This is a genomic window from Pseudomonas sp. RGB (assembly GCF_007713445.1).
GTDB lineage: Bacteria > Pseudomonadota > Gammaproteobacteria > Pseudomonadales > Pseudomonadaceae > Aquipseudomonas.
Map to the genome: position 1 here is coordinate 1 of NZ_VMSH01000029.1, position 15,950 is coordinate 15,950.

The 15,950-nt window shown below is 61.0% G+C and carries 14 protein-coding genes; 11 read left to right on the plus strand and 3 right to left on the minus strand.

All coding sequences use genetic code 11. The features are described 5' to 3' along the window. Positions 1-145 precede the first annotated feature (145 nt). Positions 146-619 carry a hypothetical protein gene (locus FPT15_RS28835; RefSeq protein ID WP_256676535.1) on the minus strand — a complete coding sequence of 158 codons (474 nt, stop codon included), beginning with the start codon at positions 617-619 and terminating at the stop codon, positions 146-148. A gap of 160 nt (positions 620-779) precedes the next feature. Here FPT15_RS28835 and FPT15_RS28840 point away from each other — a divergent pair, with 160 nt between their 5' ends. The 7 genes from FPT15_RS28840 to FPT15_RS28870 all read left to right on the plus strand — a co-directional run bounded on the left by FPT15_RS28840 (position 780) and on the right by FPT15_RS28870 (position 7,441). Then, the gene (locus FPT15_RS28840; protein ID WP_083357717.1) at positions 780-1,319 is read left to right on the plus strand and encodes a TetR/AcrR family transcriptional regulator; all 540 of its coding nucleotides are present in this window, start codon (positions 780-782) and stop codon (positions 1,317-1,319) included. Positions 1,320-1,334: 15 nt separating this feature from the next. After that, positions 1,335-2,168, plus strand: a complete 834-nt coding sequence (locus FPT15_RS28845) for an alpha/beta hydrolase (RefSeq protein WP_145166115.1) — start codon at positions 1,335-1,337, stop codon at positions 2,166-2,168. Between the two features lie 38 nt (positions 2,169-2,206). Continuing rightward, positions 2,207-2,641, plus strand: coding sequence for a thioesterase family protein (locus FPT15_RS28850; protein WP_106576673.1), 435 nt, complete (start codon positions 2,207-2,209; stop codon positions 2,639-2,641). 55 nt (positions 2,642-2,696) lie between these two features. Next, on the plus strand, positions 2,697-3,656 hold the full coding sequence (locus FPT15_RS28855) for a tRNA-dihydrouridine synthase (protein ID WP_145166116.1): 960 nt from the start codon (positions 2,697-2,699) through the stop codon (positions 3,654-3,656). Positions 3,657-4,020: 364 nt separating this feature from the next. Beyond that, entirely contained in the window at positions 4,021-5,016 is a 996-nt protein-coding gene (locus FPT15_RS28860) for a hypothetical protein (protein WP_145166117.1), read from the plus strand. Between the two features lie 88 nt (positions 5,017-5,104). Then, on the plus strand, positions 5,105-6,055 hold the full coding sequence (locus tag FPT15_RS28865) for a hypothetical protein (protein WP_145166118.1): 951 nt from the start codon (positions 5,105-5,107) through the stop codon (positions 6,053-6,055). A 102-nt stretch (positions 6,056-6,157) separates the two neighbouring features. Next, positions 6,158-7,441 carry a hypothetical protein gene (locus FPT15_RS28870; protein ID WP_145166119.1) on the plus strand — a complete coding sequence of 428 codons (1,284 nt, stop codon included), beginning with the start codon at positions 6,158-6,160 and terminating at the stop codon, positions 7,439-7,441. A gap of 3 nt (positions 7,442-7,444) precedes the next feature. Here FPT15_RS28870 and FPT15_RS28875 read toward each other — a convergent pair whose 3' ends face one another. Both FPT15_RS28875 and FPT15_RS28880 read right to left on the minus strand, forming a co-directional pair. Further along, positions 7,445-10,723 carry an EAL domain-containing protein gene (locus tag FPT15_RS28875; RefSeq protein WP_145166120.1) on the minus strand — a complete coding sequence of 1,093 codons (3,279 nt, stop codon included), beginning with the start codon at positions 10,721-10,723 and terminating at the stop codon, positions 7,445-7,447. A 65-nt stretch (positions 10,724-10,788) separates the two neighbouring features. Continuing rightward, a complete protein-coding gene (locus FPT15_RS28880) occupies positions 10,789-11,679 on the minus strand; it encodes a LysR family transcriptional regulator (protein ID WP_145166121.1) in 891 nt (296 codons plus the stop codon). Between the two features lie 147 nt (positions 11,680-11,826). On the opposite strand from FPT15_RS28880, the gene leuC reads away from it, so the two are divergent. From leuC to leuB, 4 genes are all read left to right on the plus strand, one after another. Beyond that, positions 11,827-13,245, plus strand: coding sequence for a 3-isopropylmalate dehydratase large subunit (leuC, locus tag FPT15_RS28885; protein ID WP_145166122.1), 1,419 nt, complete (start codon positions 11,827-11,829; stop codon positions 13,243-13,245). Positions 13,246-13,255: 10 nt separating this feature from the next. Next, positions 13,256-13,900 carry a 3-isopropylmalate dehydratase small subunit gene (gene leuD / locus FPT15_RS28890; RefSeq protein ID WP_145166123.1) on the plus strand — a complete coding sequence of 215 codons (645 nt, stop codon included), beginning with the start codon at positions 13,256-13,258 and terminating at the stop codon, positions 13,898-13,900. Positions 13,901-14,029: 129 nt separating this feature from the next. Beyond that, positions 14,030-14,794, plus strand: a complete 765-nt coding sequence (locus tag FPT15_RS28895) for a class I SAM-dependent methyltransferase (protein ID WP_145166124.1) — start codon at positions 14,030-14,032, stop codon at positions 14,792-14,794. 52 nt (positions 14,795-14,846) lie between these two features. After that, entirely contained in the window at positions 14,847-15,929 is a 1,083-nt protein-coding gene (gene leuB / locus FPT15_RS28900; RefSeq protein ID WP_021491199.1) for a 3-isopropylmalate dehydrogenase, read from the plus strand. Positions 15,930-15,950 lie beyond the last annotated feature (21 nt).

A 15,950-nucleotide genomic window follows, 5' to 3' on the forward strand; every position in this document is an offset into this window, starting at 1 on the left:
AGGACACCGCCCTTTCACGGCGGTAACAGGGGTTCGAGTCCCCTAGGGGACGCCACGATTACCCGCTCTGCGGGATTTTTAAGGGTCATTCAATTATTGAATGGCCCTTTTGTTTGTCTGGCGTTTGGGTTTTTCCCGCGGCCGTTTACGGCATCCTGCGTACCCCATTGGCGGTGCACAGGGATTCGTTGATGCGCGCCAGCTCCTTTTGCCGATCAACCTGCGGGCCTTTGTTCTGGGCGTCCTCCAGTGCGACGTTGCACATTTCGACGCGAATGCCGGGCAAGCGTGAAATCGCAAGCCGTGTGTTTGGAAAGCGCAGCAGGATGTCTTCCATGAACTGCCTGAACAGCACGCAGCATTGCCGGCACGGTGAGTTGTTGAGGCTCACCACGATCTCCTGATACCCCGCATCGAGCACACAGTCATTGCCGCGCAGGGCCTCCAGGAAGTTGGCCTCGGCATGCCCGTAGGCGTCGTTGAAGAATTTGCCGAACGGCTGGTTGCCCACGCCTTCGCCTTCAACCTTTGAAGTTAGCGGTGTATTCGTTGGCGAACACGTAGGGGCGGCTTCTGCGGCGACCCACGCGCAGTTCTGGTTTTGCTGCCGCCAGGCCATGACGTTCTCTGCGATGTGCAGTTCATTGCAGTGAGAACGCTTGGGGCGGGCGGTTTATTCCTTTGATGTGATCTGTGCTACTCGGACGAGCGGTCACGCGGGTGGCTTGCGAAATATTATTATGGTAATAATATTCAACCCATGAGAGACGGAGGCAACGATGAGCGATAAAAAAGCGCAAACCCGCGAACGCATTTTGCAGGCTGCCAGCGCGGCGTTGATCCAGCGCGGCCCGGCCGAACCGAGTGTCGGCGAAGTCATGGGCGCGGCGGGGCTTACGGTCGGCGGCTTCTACGCGCACTTTGAAAGCAAGGACGCGTTGATGCTGGAGGCCTTCACCCAGTTGCTCGCCCGGCGGCGCGCGTCGATTGACGACATGGACGCGCAACTCACCGGTGAGGAGCGCAGAGGCCTGGTGGCGGCGTTTTATCTGTCGCGCAAGCACCGTGACTCCACGGACCAGGCCTGCCCGATACCCGCCACCGTGGGCGAGATGAGCCGCTTGCCGGATGAGTTTCGCCAGGCGCTCAACGAGCATACGGAGCTGATGGCCGCGCAATTGGCTGCCAGCCCGGAGGACACCGACAAAGCCCTGGCGGATATGGCCTTGATGATCGGCGGCCTGGCCTTGGCCCGCGCGCTCGGCCCGGGCGAGTTGTCGGACCGCGTGTTGCGCGCGGCCAAATCGGCGGTGCGCTGAAAAAGGAGTCGCCTGATGGGCGCATTAACCTGGATTCGAGGCTTCAATGGCACCGTCGGCCGCGTGGCGCCGCACCTGGTGGCCAGCAAGTTGCGTCGTACCTTCATGACGCCACGCAACCTGCCGCCGCGTGACTGGGAGTTGCCGCTGCTGGCGCAATCGGAGCGCATCACCTTGCGTTTCGGCCTGTCGGCGTTGCGTTGGGGCCAGGGCCCCGCGGTGCTGCTGATGCACGGCTGGGAAGGGCGCCCCACACAGTTCGCCAGCCTGATCACGGCGTTGGTGGATAACGGCTATTCGGTGATTGCCCTCGACGGTCCGGCCCACGGCCGTTCACCGGGGCGCGAGGCGCATGTGCTGCTGTTCGCCCGCGCCATGCTCGAAGCTGCCGCCGAGTTGCCGCCGTTGCACGCGGTGGTGGGGCATTCCATGGGCGGTGCCAGCGCGATGCTGGCGGTGCAGCTGGGCCTGCGTACCGAGGCGCTGGTGAGCATTGCGGCGCCTTCGCGCTTTCTCGACGTGCTGCGCGGTTTTGCCGGCATGGTCGGGTTGCCGCCACGGGCGCGCTCGGCGTTTATCCAGGAAGTTGAATTGACCTTTGGCATGCCGCTCAAACACCTGGACGTGGCTCACTACCAGCTCAATATTCCCGGTTTGATCGTGCACGCCGTAGACGACACTTTTGTCCCGGTCAAAGCCTCGCAAGCTATTCACGAGGCCTGGTTCGACAGCCGCCTGTTGCGCCTGGAACAAGGCGGGCACCAGAAAGTGCTGGCCGATCCGCGGGTGATCGAGGGTGTGCTTGCCCTGTTGGCCGGCCGTCGTCTACAGGCGCGGCAAACTGCCTGATACACTGCCCCGCCGACATCAATCGACTGGAGCAAGGCATGGGCTGGGACTTGGCAACGCCATTTATCATCGATCTGCAGGTTGGCGCTGAAGACATCGACGGCCTCGGGCACGCCAACAATGCGGTGTATGTGTCGTGGCTGGAGCGTTGCGCCTGGCGCCATTCCCAGCGCCTGGGGCTGGACCTTACCGAATACCGCCGGCTCGACCGCGCCATGGCCGTGGTGCGCCATGAGATCGACTACCTGGCGGCCGGCTACGAAGGTGATGAGCTGCAGCTGGCGACCTGGATCGTCGACTGGGACCAGCGCCTGAAGATGACCCGCCGTTTCCAGCTGGTCCGTCCTCGCGACGGCGCGACCTTGCTGCGCGCGCACACCACGTTTGTCTGCATCGAACTCTCCACGGGCAAGCCCAAGCGTATGCCGGCCGAATTTCTCGACGGCTACGGTCCCGCGCTGACAGGGGGTTAACGTTTTTTGCAGGAAACCCAGTAAACTGCGCCACGATTTTTGTTGAGTGTTTTCCATGCAAATTGCTTTGGCGCCCATGGAGGGGTTGGTCGACAACATCCTGCGCGATGTGCTGACCCGCGTGGGCGGTATTGACTGGTGCGTGACCGAGTTCATCCGCGTCAACGACCGCCTGCTGACCCCCGCCTATTTCCACAAGCTCGCCCCGGAACTGCTGCACGGTGCCCACACCGCGGCGGGCGTGCCGTTGCGTGTGCAGCTGCTGGGTTCCGACCCGGTGTGCCTGGCCGAAAACGCCGCGCTGGCGTGCGAGCTGGGTTCCCAGGTGATTGACCTGAACTTCGGCTGCCCGGCCAAGACGGTCAACAAGTCGCGCGGCGGCGCCGTGCTGCTCAAGGAGCCGGAGCTGCTCAATCAGATTGTTGAACATGTGCGCCGTGCCGTGCCCGCGCATATCCCCGTGACCGCCAAGATGCGCCTTGGCTTCGACAGCCCGGACGGTGCGCTGGTGTGCGCTACGGCGCTGGCTGAAGGCGGCGCGGCGCATATCGTGGTGCATGCGCGTACCAAGACCGACGGCTACAAGCCGCCGGCCCACTGGGAGTGGATCCCGCGGGTGCAGGACGTGGTCAAGGTGCCGGTGTTCGCCAATGGGGATATCTGGAGCGTCGAAGACTGGAAGCGTTGCCGTGAAATCAGCGGCGTCGAAGACATCATGCTTGGTCGCGGCCTGGTGGCACGGCCTGACCTGGCGCGCCAAATTGTGGCAGCCAAGGCGGGCGAAGAGGTGGTGGAAATGACCTGGGCGCAGATGCAGCCGATGCTTCAGGCGTTCTGGACCCAATCAGTGGCGCAACTGACTGAAAAGCAGGCGCCTGGCCGGTTGAAGCAATGGCTGGCGATGCTGACGCGCAATTATCCCGAAGCAGTGGTGCTGTTTACCGCCTTGCGGCGCGAGACGGATTTGAAGCACGTCAGCCACCTGCTGGGCATGCAGCACCCCATTGCAGCCTGATTGTTCACGTTCACTAAAAAAGGGTGCCATTGGCGCCCTTTTTTCGTTTGTGGGCTAGCACAAAAGATTGACGAACAGGCGGTTTAATCTTGTCGGTGAGTTGCATGCCTGCAGTGTATTAACGGGTGTGACGATTTTTTAGCGCCAAGAGCGGCTTGCCTCGCGGTTTGTCGCGATAGTTCATGCGGCAAAGTCTGATGACGCGCATTGGTTTCCTTATATGAGCTGCGATTGGCGGAACTCGATAGCCTAACTTTCCACGAAAGTAAGGACTGTGAAGCAACGTGGTTGTTTTCAGCTATTAACACTCTCACTTCTCTGGTCCGCTGATACGGCCAGGCTCTGTTGAATAAGGAATTGCTAAATGTCGCTGTCGGTTAATAATCCATCGTTCATGAAAGTTAATGCGTCTGTCCTTGATCGAAACAGTATTTCATCCGCTAAGTTTGCTGAAACGACAGAGGTGCAGGTTTCCGGTGCGCGTGTTGCCAATACGCCGCTGAGTACTGATAACTCCCGGTTCTCGCGCAACGAACTGATGATTCCGGGTGCTGCGCTCACGCGGTTATTTGACATGCTCGAGCAGGTTTTCAAGGCTATACGCGAAATGGTCGCCGGAAAGGATTTAACGCCCGCGCTGCTGTCCGGCCCGGGCGTTGTGCCAGACGCCAAGCCTGAGGCGCGCACGTTGCCGGTGAATTCCGAGGTCGCCAAGCAGCCGAGTTCGCCGGATGTAGGCAACTTGCCGGCGAAACCGCAGGTGCCGGAGCCGCAAGCGAAGCTGCAGCTGATGGACGCTGCACTGGTAGTGCCCACTGCTCTCAAAGCGCCAGCTGCGCTACCACATCTGCCCGCGCCCGAGCCGGCGATTACCGTGACGAATGACGGTAAGACCAACGTACACGTCAATGTGAACGCCGGTCATTGCCATTGCACGGATGCGCAGGCGGTTGTGAACAACGTCCCACGACTGAAGCGTGTGCTGGATCTGTCGCCATTGCCTGAAACCGGCCCGCAACCGGGGATCAAGCCGGGTGTGACACCGGACGTGAAGGCTGACATCACGCCAGAACACACCCCTGAGGTACCCGGCACCGTCACGCCTGAGGTCGAGTCGGATACCAAGCCTGGCGTGCCACCTGCGCCAAAGACCGAGATCAAGCCAGACCACACACATGCGGTGCCAGGCATCGTCACGCCGGTGGTTAAGCCAGAGCCAACGCCCTCCGTGGTGCCGGACATCGCCCCAAAGCCCTTGCCTGATACGCCGGTTCCGGACTTAACCAGCCCAGGCCCGGTTGAAGATTATTTTGATCCAAGAAACTGGCGGTTAAATACCAAGCCAATGTTCAAGGCCTGATAGTCCCACACTTGGTTTAACTTCTTGAAGCGTGCAGGCGCCTCTGTGGCTATAAGTTGCGAAGAGGCGCCTGCTCAATGGGGGGAATATGTCTAACTGTTTAATTAATAATATCGCGCGTGTCATCGATGTCCGGCAGGTGATCAATAGTGATTTAACAAGTGCCAATCATGCAGCGGATGTTCACTTGAGCGTGATTGAAAGAAAGACTGCTGCGACTGTTTGTCGGCCATCTATCAACGGTTCAGCGCGTCGGGTGCGCGGCGATAATGAACGCGATGCGGTGCAGTCGTTTGCTGCGCTGTTGAGTTCTTTATTGACTCAGATACTGAGGGTGTTGTCGGCAGGCAAAGATAAGTTAGTCCCCGTTATACCCACGCCACCGGTCAATCCGTCGGTAGTGCACGAGCCGGTCACTCCCAGGCCCAATTCCGAAGCCGCGCTCGCGTGCCTTTCAAACAAGCGCGGCGGTGCGAAGCCGGACAACATCTGGAGTGGGTTTCGCCAAGGCCCCGACGGCAACTGCGTGACGGTGTCGGCGATCAAGGCGGCGATGCACCGATTTGGTCAAAGCCCCACGGATATCTACCAACAAGTCACCCGCCTCAGCGGCGGTTATCGAGTGGTGATGCGCGATGACTTTCAGCTCACGCTGACTGACCGTGAATTGGCCGAAGGTGCGCGAGGCGCCAGGTTCAGAGGGCAGGACAAGGGCATGCTCAAGGATGCGCAATTTCTGTTTGCGGTCAGTGCCAAGCGCGCACAGATGGAAAACAACGATTACACGGCGGGCAGAAGTTATCAGGCGGCGATTCGCAGCCTGAACAACGGTGAGGATGAGCGTGGGCCGGGGGAGGGGTTCATGCGGCTGGGGCTGCGCAAGCACATGAAAACGGTCTCTGTGCGGGAACTCGCCCGTGGGCAATTGGGCATGTGCAATCGCACCGGGCATTCGGTGGCGGTGATCAACGGCCGCGAAGAGTTGTGGGGGCGCAGGGGCGCCACGCCTGCCCGCGGTCAGGCGATAGCCCTTTTCTAAGGGGCGACCACAGGCGATGCGGGCGGCTCAACCCATCGCAACGCCGCCCCGCCCCGATTGTTTTGCAGGTTATTGCTTCGGTAAGTCTCAGGAAATCAGTGAATGAATATCACAGCAAGTAATGGCCCAGGCTCGCCGGCCAACGGGTACGACGACGCGGCTTCGGTGTTTTCGTCAAAACGTGCGGGGGAAAAACCTGCGCATATCATCCGTGCATTCAATGCGGCGCGGGGGGAGTTTGGCGAGCACTTTGACACCAGCACCCACGCAGCCGTCATCAAACTGATGATGACAACCTTCGGGCAGCACCCGGCTGGCATGTTCAATGCGCTGACTGCCACGGGCGATGGCTATCACATCACCATGAAGGACGAGTTCAAGGTTCAGTTGTCTCGCCAGGAGTTGGCGCAGGCGACGCAGGCTTCGAGGTTCAGTGGCGACGATAGCGGGGCAGTCAAGGATGCCAACTTTGTGTTCGCGGCGTTCGTAAAGCGCAAGCAACTGACCGGCAATTACCCGACGTTTGAAGCTGCGCTGGCAACAACACTGAAGGGCGAGACCGTCCAGCGATGTTTGCAGGGCTTGGGCCTGTTCGGCCTGTGCCAGTACGTGCCGTCAAGTGCCATGCAGGCAAAGGGCGTGGTAGGGGTCATGGAGACTCACAACTTTGGCTCGGCGCTGGTGATGGACGGCGTAAGCCATTATTACGACGAGCGGCGCCAGACCAAGCAGGGTTACGGGTACGTATTGTTCGACGACAAGCCGGCGGCACCCGACAACGCCCGGCAGGTGTCCGATGTCGTGTCCGGCATGACACCCGAACAGATCTGGGGTGGTTTTTATCAGGGCGTGGAAGGCAATTGTGTCACGGTGTCGGCGATCAAGGCGGCGATCATCCGGTTCTGGCAGGACCCCCAGGGGATCTATAAGCGCATCCAAGTCACCGCCGACGGTTTTGAGGTGGTCATGAGGGACTCCTTCACGCTGACGGTGACCCATGATGAGCTGCGCCAGGCCATCGTCGCGTCAAACTTCCACGGCAGCAATACGCAGTTGATCAACTACGCCAACTTCTTGTACGCGGTCAGTGCCAAGCGCGCGCACCTGGAAAATAACGACATGCGCGCCGGGCAGAGTTATGCAACGGCCCTGCACACCCTCAACGACGGCGAGCACCCGGGGGAGGCGCTTCGGCGGCTTGGGTTGTACGCCTATATACGTGAAAGCACGGTTGAAGAACTGGCCCGCGGCGCGGTCGGCACGCTGGCGGACACTGGCCACTCGGTCGCGGTCATCAATGGTGCGCTGGATTTCTATGGGCGAAAGCAGGACCTGGCGTCATCGCGATGGATGAACGGCGGGTTTCGCGCATTGAAGCTGGTGTAAGGGTCACACCAATAGCTTCCTGAACGCCTCGATGGGCAGAGGCCGGCTGTGTAAATACCCCTGGAACAAATGGCAGCCCAGCTTTTGCAGGAATGCCAGTTGTTCCGGGGTTTCCACGCCCTCGGCGATCACTTCCAGGTTCAAGCTGCGCGCCATGGCGACGATGGCGCGGATGATTTCGGCATCGTTGGGGTCGTGGGTGGCGTCGCGCACAAAGGACTGATCGATCTTCAACGCATCCACCGGCAGGCGCTTGAGGTAGGTCAGCGACGAATAGCCGGTGCCGAAGTCATCCATGGCAAAGCTTACGCCGAGTTTTTTCAGGCGGCGCATCTTGGCCACGGTGTCATCCAGGTTCTGGATCACGATGCCTTCGGTAATTTCCAGCTTCAGCAGGCTATACGGCAGGTGATGCTGCTTGAGGCAGCGCTCCACCCGCTCCACGAAGTCGTTCTGGCGAAACTGGCGCGGGCTTATATTCACGCACAGGCTGAAATTCAACGGGTCCACCAGGCCATCGGCGATCAATTGGGCAAAGGCGCCGCAGGCTTCATCAAGAATCCAGGTGCCGACTTCCAGGATCAGGCCGCTGTCTTCCAGCACTTTGATAAATTCGGTGGGTGACTGCGCTCCCAGTTGCGGGTGCTGCCAGCGCACCAGCGCTTCGGCACCGATGATGCGGTTGCCGCGCGCATCCACTTGAGGCTGGTAATGCACGCTGAACTCACCGCGTGACAGCGCCAGACGCAGGTCGGTCTCCATGCGCAGGCGTTCACTGGCGGTTTTCTGCATGCTGTTATGAAACATCTGCGTGGTGTTGCGTCCTGAATCCTTGGCCCGATACAGCGCAATGTCGGCACGCTTGAGCAGGTCTGCGGGTGTCGAGCCGTGGTCGGGGATCAGCGCCACGCCAATGCTCGGCGTGACCTGCAGGCGATGGCCATCGAGGAACATCGGTTCCGAGAGCAATTCGCGCAGGGTGTCCGCCAGTTCCTGTACCTGGGCGCTGACTTCCACGCGTGTACCTTCCAGGCCGCTGAGCAGCACCACGAACTCATCGCCGCCCAGGCGCGCCACCGTATCTTCCATGCGCACGCTGGCTTCTAGGCGTGCGGTGACGATTTTCAGCACGGTGTCGCCCACCGGGTGGCCGAGGGAATCGTTGATGTGCTTGAAATGATCGAGGTCGAGAAACAGCAGGGCGCCCCGCAGGTTATGGCGTTTGAGCAGGGCGATCTGCTGGCTCAGGCGGTCCATCAGCAACGCACGATTGGGCAGGTTGGTCAGCGGGTCGTGATAGGCCAGGTGACGGATCTGCGCCTGGGCGTTTTTCAGCAGGCTCACGTCCCGCGCCGTCAGCAGCAGGCACGGCGTTTCATTGAGGGTGATCGGTTCGACCGACACCTCCACGGCCAACAATTCGCCACGTTTGTTGTGCCAAAGCATTTCCAGGTGATGAATTCGGCCCTTAATCTGCAGTTCGGCCAGCAGCGCCGCACGCTGATTCTCATCAGCCCAGATGCCGATCTGATACAGCGTCAGGCCGATGGCTTCCTCGGCGCGGTAGCCGGTGAGGCGACAGAAGCCGTCATTGACCTCCACATAACGGCCGGTGTCACGTTCGGTGATGGAGATGGCGTCGGGGCTTGAATGGAAGGCCTTGGCGAATTTTTCTTCGCTGGCTTTAAGGGCGGCCTCGGAGCGTTGTTGCTGGGTGATATCGCGCAGGGTCGTGACGATGCAGGGTTGGTCGCCGACCTTGATCAAGCGGCTGGAAATCACGCAGGTGAGGCTTTGACCATTTTTGTGATGCACCCCAATGGCGACATTGTTTAATGACTGCTCGCGAATCACCCGCTCGATACGTTGCAGGCGCTTGCTCGAGTCATCCCACAGCCCGATCTGGTCGGCGCTTTTGTCGAGCACCTCGGCGGCGGTCCAGCCAAAGGTCTGCGTAAACGCGGGGTTGATTTCGATAAAGGCGCCGCTGTCCAGGTAGGTCACGCAGATCGGGTCGGGGCTGGCCTGGAACAGGCTGGCGAACTTTTCTTCGGAGGCGGTGATGCGCTGCTCGCGTTCCACCTGGTCGGTGATGTCCAGCAAGGTGCCGGCCATGCGCAACGGTTTGCCCGATTCGTCGCGATACAGCCGCGCACGGCTTTCCAGGTAACGAGCGCTGCCGTCCTCCATCTGGACGCGGTAGGTCAACTGGTAGTTGCCGCCCGGGCCTTCACGCAGGCTGCGGTAGGCGTTGCGCATGCCCTCGCGCTCTTCATCAGACATGCCTTCAAAAAACGCATCGAAAGGTTCGTGAAACGGTAACGCCTCCAGGCCGTGCAGTTGCGCCGCGCGGGCCGAGCCATAGAGCATGCCGCTGGGGATATGCCAGTCCCAGGTGCCCAGCTGTGCCGAATCCAGGGCCAGGTCGAGGCGCTCCTGGCTGTCCTTGAGCGCCTGCTCGGCGTTTTTGCGTTCGGTGGTGTCGACAAACGTGCTGATCAGGTAGGCCTCGCCCTCCAGCTCGACTTTTTGTGCGCTCAAGGTGCCGTCGTGGATCTGGCCGTTGCTGGCGCAGAACTGCACTTCCATGCTGATGGGTTCGCCCTTGCGTTGGGTGGCCCTGACCAGCAGCGCACGCTGTTGCGGGTCACGCCACAGGCCCAGGTCCAGCGTGGTGCGGCCGATGGCCTGGGCCACGGGCCAGCCGAAGAGCATCTCGAAATACTGGTTGGCTTCGCTGATCAGGCCGTCGGCCTGGCGGGTCAGCAGGACCATATTGGGGCACAGATGAAACAGCGTGGCGAAGCGTTTTTCCGAGTGGATAAGGGCGTGCTCGCGCTCGCGCTGGCGAGTGGTTTCGCGGATCACGCCGATCATGCGGCGCCGGCCGGTCTTGTCCGGTGCCAGGCTGCCGTTGATTTCCAGCCAGTGATGGCTGCCATCCGGCCATTGGATGTGGTGGTGCATGGCCTGCTCAAACGGCTCGCCCGCCAGCACGGCGTGAAAGGCCCGCACCACGCGCGCGCGGTCCGACGGCGCGAGCAGATCCAGGTAATCCAGGTCTTTGGGCAGCGGTTGGCGCGGGTCGTAGCCGAACAGCGCCTGGGTGCCGCGTGACCAACTGATCCTGCCGGTGTCGATTTCCCAGCACCACGCGCCCAGGCGGGCAGCATTGAGGGCTGCCAGCAACTGCGGGGCGCTGTCCCAGCTTTGTTCCGCCTCTTGAGGGTCCAGGGCGTAAATGCGGGGCAGGGGTGGCACGGAATCGACGGGGTTGCGCATTATCAAAGGGCCTTGGCTCAATGGGCGTTCGGCGCGGTTTATTCAGACCTTGAGGCCGCACAGCTTCATGCCGGTATCCCTGGCAGATCGACCTGTGCATCCAATAGGCTCATGAAAGCCCGCGCAGCGTTCGACAGCGTCCTTTCGGTGTGCACGATATAGCCTAGCTGGCGACTGAGCTGTATGCCCGGCAAAGCGATACTTGCCACCTGTTCATCAAGCATGGTGCGCGGCAACACGCTCCAGGCCAGGCCGATGGACACCATCATCTTGATGGTTTCCAGGTAGTTGGTGCTCATGGCGATATTCGGCGTCAGGCCCTGGGCTTCGAACAAGCGGCTGACAATATGGTGGGTAAAGGTGTTGCCACCGGGGAAGACCGCCGGGTGTTTGGCGATATCGGCCAGGTTGACCGTGCCATTGGCGGTCAGGCTGTGCTCGGGCGCAACCACGAAATCCAGCGGGTCGTCCCACACCGGTGTGGCGCGTACCAGGTTGTGCGGATCGGGCGCCAGGGTAATAACGGCCACTTCAGCGCGGCCATGGAGGATTTCCTCGTAGGCCACTTCCGAATCGAGGAACTGAATATCCAGCGCTACATTCGGGTACTCGCGGGTAAAGGTGCGCAAAATCGGTGGCAGGCGGTGCAGGCCGATGTGGTGGCTGGTGGCCAACGTCAGGCGGCCGCTGACTTCGCCGGTCAGGTTGGTGAGCGCGCGGCGGGTGTCGTCCAGCACATTGAGAATCTGGTACGCACGTGGCAGCAGGGCGCGCCCGGCCTCGGTCAGGCCGACTTCACGGCCCAGGCGGTCGAATAAACGTACCTTTAATTGTTGTTCCAGCCCGGCGATGCGCTTGCTGATGGCCGGTTGGGTCAGGTGCAGGCGTTCACCGGCGCCGGAGAAGCTGCCGGTCTCGGCGATGGCAATAAAGGCATTAAGGTTGGCCAAGTCCATTGAGGTATTCCAGTTGGTAATCCAAAGCATAAAAAATATGAATTTGAGTTATTTAATGTAGCGCCATACCATCAGCCTCACAAGCCAAAGGGTTATTGAATGTCTCAAGGCCCGGGGCATAGAAAGACCGATGATGAGGACCGACTGATGGCCGGCAAAACGCTTTACGACAAGCTTTGGGATTCCCATGAAGTGAAACGGCGCGACGATGGCTCGTCGCTGATCTATATCGACCGTCACATCATCCATGAAGTGACCTCGCCCCAAGCGTTCGAAGGCCTGCGGCTGGCCGGGCGCAAGCCTTGGCGCGTCGACTCGATCATCGCCACCCCGGACCACAACGTACCGACCACCCCGGAGCGCAAGGGCGGCATCGAGGCCATTGCCGACCAGGTGTCGCGTTTGCAGGTGCAAACCCTCGACGACTATTGCGATGAATATGGCATCACCGAATTCAAGATGAATGACGTGCGTCAGGGCATCGTGCACGTGATCGGCCCGGAGCAGGGCGCCACCTTGCCAGGCATGACCGTGGTCTGCGGTGACTCCCACACCTCCACCCACGGCGCGTTCGGCGCTCTGGCCCATGGCATCGGCACCTCCGAGGTGGAGCATGTGTTCGCCACCCAGTGCCTGGTCGCCAAAAAGATGAAGAACATGCTGGTTAAAGTCGAAGGCACCTTGCCGTTCGGCGTGACCGCCAAGGACATCGTGCTCGCGGTGATTGGCAAGATCGGCACCGCCGGCGGTAACGGCCATGCCATCGAGTTCGCCGGCAGCGCCATCCGCGACCTGTCCATCGAAGGCCGCATGACCATCTGCAACATGTCCATCGAAGCCGGTGCCCGTGTGGGCATGGTCGCGGCGGACGAAAAAACCGTCGAATACGTCAAAGGCCGCCCCTTCGCCCCGCAAGGCGCCGATTGGGACGCAGCGGTCGAAGCCTGGAAAGACCTGGTCTCCGACGCCGATGCGGTGTTTGACACCGTGGTCGAACTCGACGCAGCCCAGATCAAGCCGCAAGTCAGCTGGGGCACCTCGCCGGAAATGGTCCTGGCCGTCGACCAGAACGTGCCGGACCCGGCCAAGGAAACCGACCTGGTCAAGCGTGGCTCTATCGAGCGCGCCTTGAAGTACATGGGCTTGAAGGCCAACCAGGCGATTACCGACATCCAGTTGGACCGCGTGTTTATCGGTTCCTGCACCAACTCGCGGATCGAAGACCTGCGCGCTGCGGCGGTGATCGCCAAAGGCCGCAAAGTGGCCTCGACCATCAAGCAAGCCATCGTGGTGCCAGGTTCGGGCCTGGTCAAAGCGCAAGCCGAAGCCGAGGGCCTGGACAAGATCTTCCTTGAGGCCGGTTTTGAATGGCGCGAGCCGGGCTGCTCCATGTGCCTGGCGATGAATCCGGACCGTTTGGAGTCGGGCGAGCATTGCGCGTCCACCTCCAACCGTAACTTCGAAGGGCGTCAGGGCGCCGGTGGGCGTACCCACCTGGTCAGCCCGGCCATGGCCGCCGCCGCTGCCGTCAACGGTCGTTTCATCGACGTTCGCGAATTGATCTGAGGAATACCCGATGAGAGCTTTTACCCAACACACCGGTCTTGTCGCGCCGTTGGACCGTGCCAACGTCGACACCGACCAGATCATTCCCAAGCAGTTCTTGAAGTCGATCAAGCGCACCGGCTTTGGCCCGAACCTGTTCGATGAGTGGCGCTACCTGGACGTGGGCTACGCCTACCAGGACAACTCCAAGCGCCCGTTGAACAAGGATTTTGTGCTCAACGCCGAGCGTTACCAAGGCGCCAGCGTATTGCTGGCCCGCGAGAACTTCGGTTGCGGCTCCAGCCGTGAACACGCGCCGTGGGCCCTGGAAGAATATGGCTTTCGCAGCATCATCGCGCCGAGCTACGCCGACATCTTCTTCAACAACAGCTTCAAGAACGGCTTGCTGCCGATCATCTTGAGCGACGCCGAAGTGGACGAGCTGTTCAAGCAGGTCGAAGCCGATGTTGGCTACCAACTGACCGTTGACCTGGCCGCGCAGACCGTGACCCGTCCGGACGGCAAGGTCTATCACTTTGAAGTCGATGCGTTCCGTAAGCACTGCCTGATCAATGGCCTGGACGATATCGGCCTGACCTTGCAGGACGGCGATGCGATTGCCGCGTTTGAAACCAACCACCGGGCGAGCCAGCCCTGGTTGTTTCGCGATGCCTGATTTGCGGTAACCGTGCGGGCCCCATCGCGGGCAAGCCCGACTCCCACCTTGGAATGCATTCCAACAGTGGGAGCTGGCTTGCCTGCGATAGCGGCCGTACAACCACCCCAAAACCCAAGGAAAGCCACCATGACCAGCACCGCCCACACCCAAGTCGTGCAAAAACAATTCGGCGAACAGGCCTCGGCCTACCTGAGCAGTGCCGTGCACGCTCAAGGCAGCGAATTCGCACTGCTGCAGGCCGAACTGGCCGGGCAGGGCGCCGCGCGACTGCTGGACCTGGGCTGCGGTGCCGGGCATGTGAGCTTCCACGTTGCGCCGCTGGTTAAAGAAGTGGTGGCCTACGATCTGTCCCAGCAAATGCTCGACGTGGTGGCAGCCGCCGCAAAAGAGCGTGGCCTGAACAACATCCGCACCGTGCATGGCGCCGCCGAGCGCCTGCCATTTGCCGATGGCGAGTTCGACTTCGTGTTCAGCCGTTACTCGGCCCACCACTGGAGCGACCTTGGCCTGGCCTTTCGCGAAGTGCGTCGGGTGCTCAAGCCTGGCGGCATCGCGGCATTTGTCGATGTCTTGTCACCGGGCAGCCCGCTGTTGGACACTTACCTGCAAACCGTCGAAGTGCTGCGCGATACCAGTCACGTGCGCGATTATTCCGCCGCCGAATGGATGCGCCAGCTCAGCGAAGCCGGCTTGCACGTCCGCAACAGCAGCCGTCAGCGCCTGCGCCTGGAATACACCTCGTGGGTGGAGCGCATGCGTACGCCCGAGGTATTGCGCGCCGCGATCCTCGAGTTGCAGCAGGCGATGGGCCAGGAAGTACGCGATTACTACGAGATTCAAGCCGACGGCACCTTCAGCACCGACGTGCTGGTGGTGTTTGCCGAACGCTGATTAATTTTCCCGACCTGCCCACGGGCGGGTCGCTTGATGAAATGAGGAACGCATGAGCAAGCAGATTCTGATTCTTCCTGGCGACGGTATTGGTCCGGAAATCATGGCCGAAGCGGTCAAAGTCCTGGAATTGGCCAACAGCAAGTACAGCCTGGGCTTCGAATTGAGCCACGACGTGATCGGCGGCGCCGCCATCGACAAGCACGGCGTGCCCCTGGCTGACGAAACCCTGGACCGCGCCCGTGCAGCCGACGCCGTACTGCTCGGCGCCGTGGGCGGCCCGAAGTGGGACAAGATCGAACGTGACATCCGCCCGGAGCGCGGCCTGCTGAAAATTCGCGCGCAACTGGGCCTGTTCGGCAACCTGCGTCCGGCGATTCTGTACCCGCAGCTGGCCGATGCGTCGAGTCTCAAGCCTGAAGTGGTGGCGGGCCTGGACATCCTGATCGTGCGCGAGCTGACCGGCGGTATCTACTTCGGCTCGCCACGCGGTGTGCGTGAGTTGGAAAATGGCGAGCGTCAGGCCTACGACACGCTGCCGTACAGCGAGAGCGAGATCCGCCGTATCGCCCGTGTCGGTTTCGACATGGCGCGCGTGCGCGGCAAAAAGGTCTGCTCGGTCGACAAGGCCAACGTACTGGCCTCCAGCCAACTGTGGCGCGAAATCGTCGAAGAAGTGGCCAAGGACTACCCGGACGTCGAACTGAGCCACATGTACGTCGACAACGCCGCCATGCAGCTGGTACGTGCACCCAAGCAGTTCGACGTGATCGTCACCGACAACCTGTTCGGCGACATCCTGTCCGACCAGGCGTCGATGCTCACCGGTTCCATCGGCATGCTGCCGTCGGCGTCCCTGGACACCAACAATAAAGGCATGTACGAGCCGTGCCACGGTTCGGCGCCGGACATTGCAGGCCAAGGCATTGCCAACCCGTTGGCGACCATCTTGTCGGTGTCGATGATGCTGCGTTACAGCTTCAACCTGAGTGAAGCGGCGGATGCGATCGAGAAGGCTGTGAGCCTGGTGCTGGACCAGGGTTTGCGCACCGGCGACATCTGGTCGCAGGGTTGCACCAAGGTTGGGACGCAAGAAATGGGCGACGCAGTAGTCGCCGCGCTGCGGAATCTGTAATCTCTCGGGCCCGCTTGCAGT

Coding starts and splice junctions, on each gene's coding strand:
- FPT15_RS28875 (WP_145166120.1), bottom strand. CDS start 10,723: ATGCGCAACCCCGTCGATTCCGTGCCACCCCTGCCCCGCATTTACGCC.
- FPT15_RS28840 (WP_083357717.1), top strand. CDS start 780: ATGAGCGATAAAAAAGCGCAAACCCGCGAACGCATTTTGCAGGCTGCC.
- FPT15_RS28860 (WP_145166117.1), top strand. CDS start 4,021: ATGTCGCTGTCGGTTAATAATCCATCGTTCATGAAAGTTAATGCGTCT.
- FPT15_RS28850 (WP_106576673.1), top strand. CDS start 2,207: ATGGGCTGGGACTTGGCAACGCCATTTATCATCGATCTGCAGGTTGGC.
- FPT15_RS28870 (WP_145166119.1), top strand. CDS start 6,158: ATGAATATCACAGCAAGTAATGGCCCAGGCTCGCCGGCCAACGGGTAC.
- leuB (WP_021491199.1), top strand. CDS start 14,847: ATGAGCAAGCAGATTCTGATTCTTCCTGGCGACGGTATTGGTCCGGAA.
- leuC (WP_145166122.1), top strand. CDS start 11,827: ATGGCCGGCAAAACGCTTTACGACAAGCTTTGGGATTCCCATGAAGTG.
- leuD (WP_145166123.1), top strand. CDS start 13,256: ATGAGAGCTTTTACCCAACACACCGGTCTTGTCGCGCCGTTGGACCGT.
- FPT15_RS28855 (WP_145166116.1), top strand. CDS start 2,697: ATGCAAATTGCTTTGGCGCCCATGGAGGGGTTGGTCGACAACATCCTG.
- FPT15_RS28865 (WP_145166118.1), top strand. CDS start 5,105: ATGTCTAACTGTTTAATTAATAATATCGCGCGTGTCATCGATGTCCGG.
- FPT15_RS28835 (WP_256676535.1), bottom strand. CDS start 619: ATGGCCTGGCGGCAGCAAAACCAGAACTGCGCGTGGGTCGCCGCAGAA.
- FPT15_RS28895 (WP_145166124.1), top strand. CDS start 14,030: ATGACCAGCACCGCCCACACCCAAGTCGTGCAAAAACAATTCGGCGAA.
- FPT15_RS28880 (WP_145166121.1), bottom strand. CDS start 11,679: ATGGACTTGGCCAACCTTAATGCCTTTATTGCCATCGCCGAGACCGGC.
- FPT15_RS28845 (WP_145166115.1), top strand. CDS start 1,335: ATGGGCGCATTAACCTGGATTCGAGGCTTCAATGGCACCGTCGGCCGC.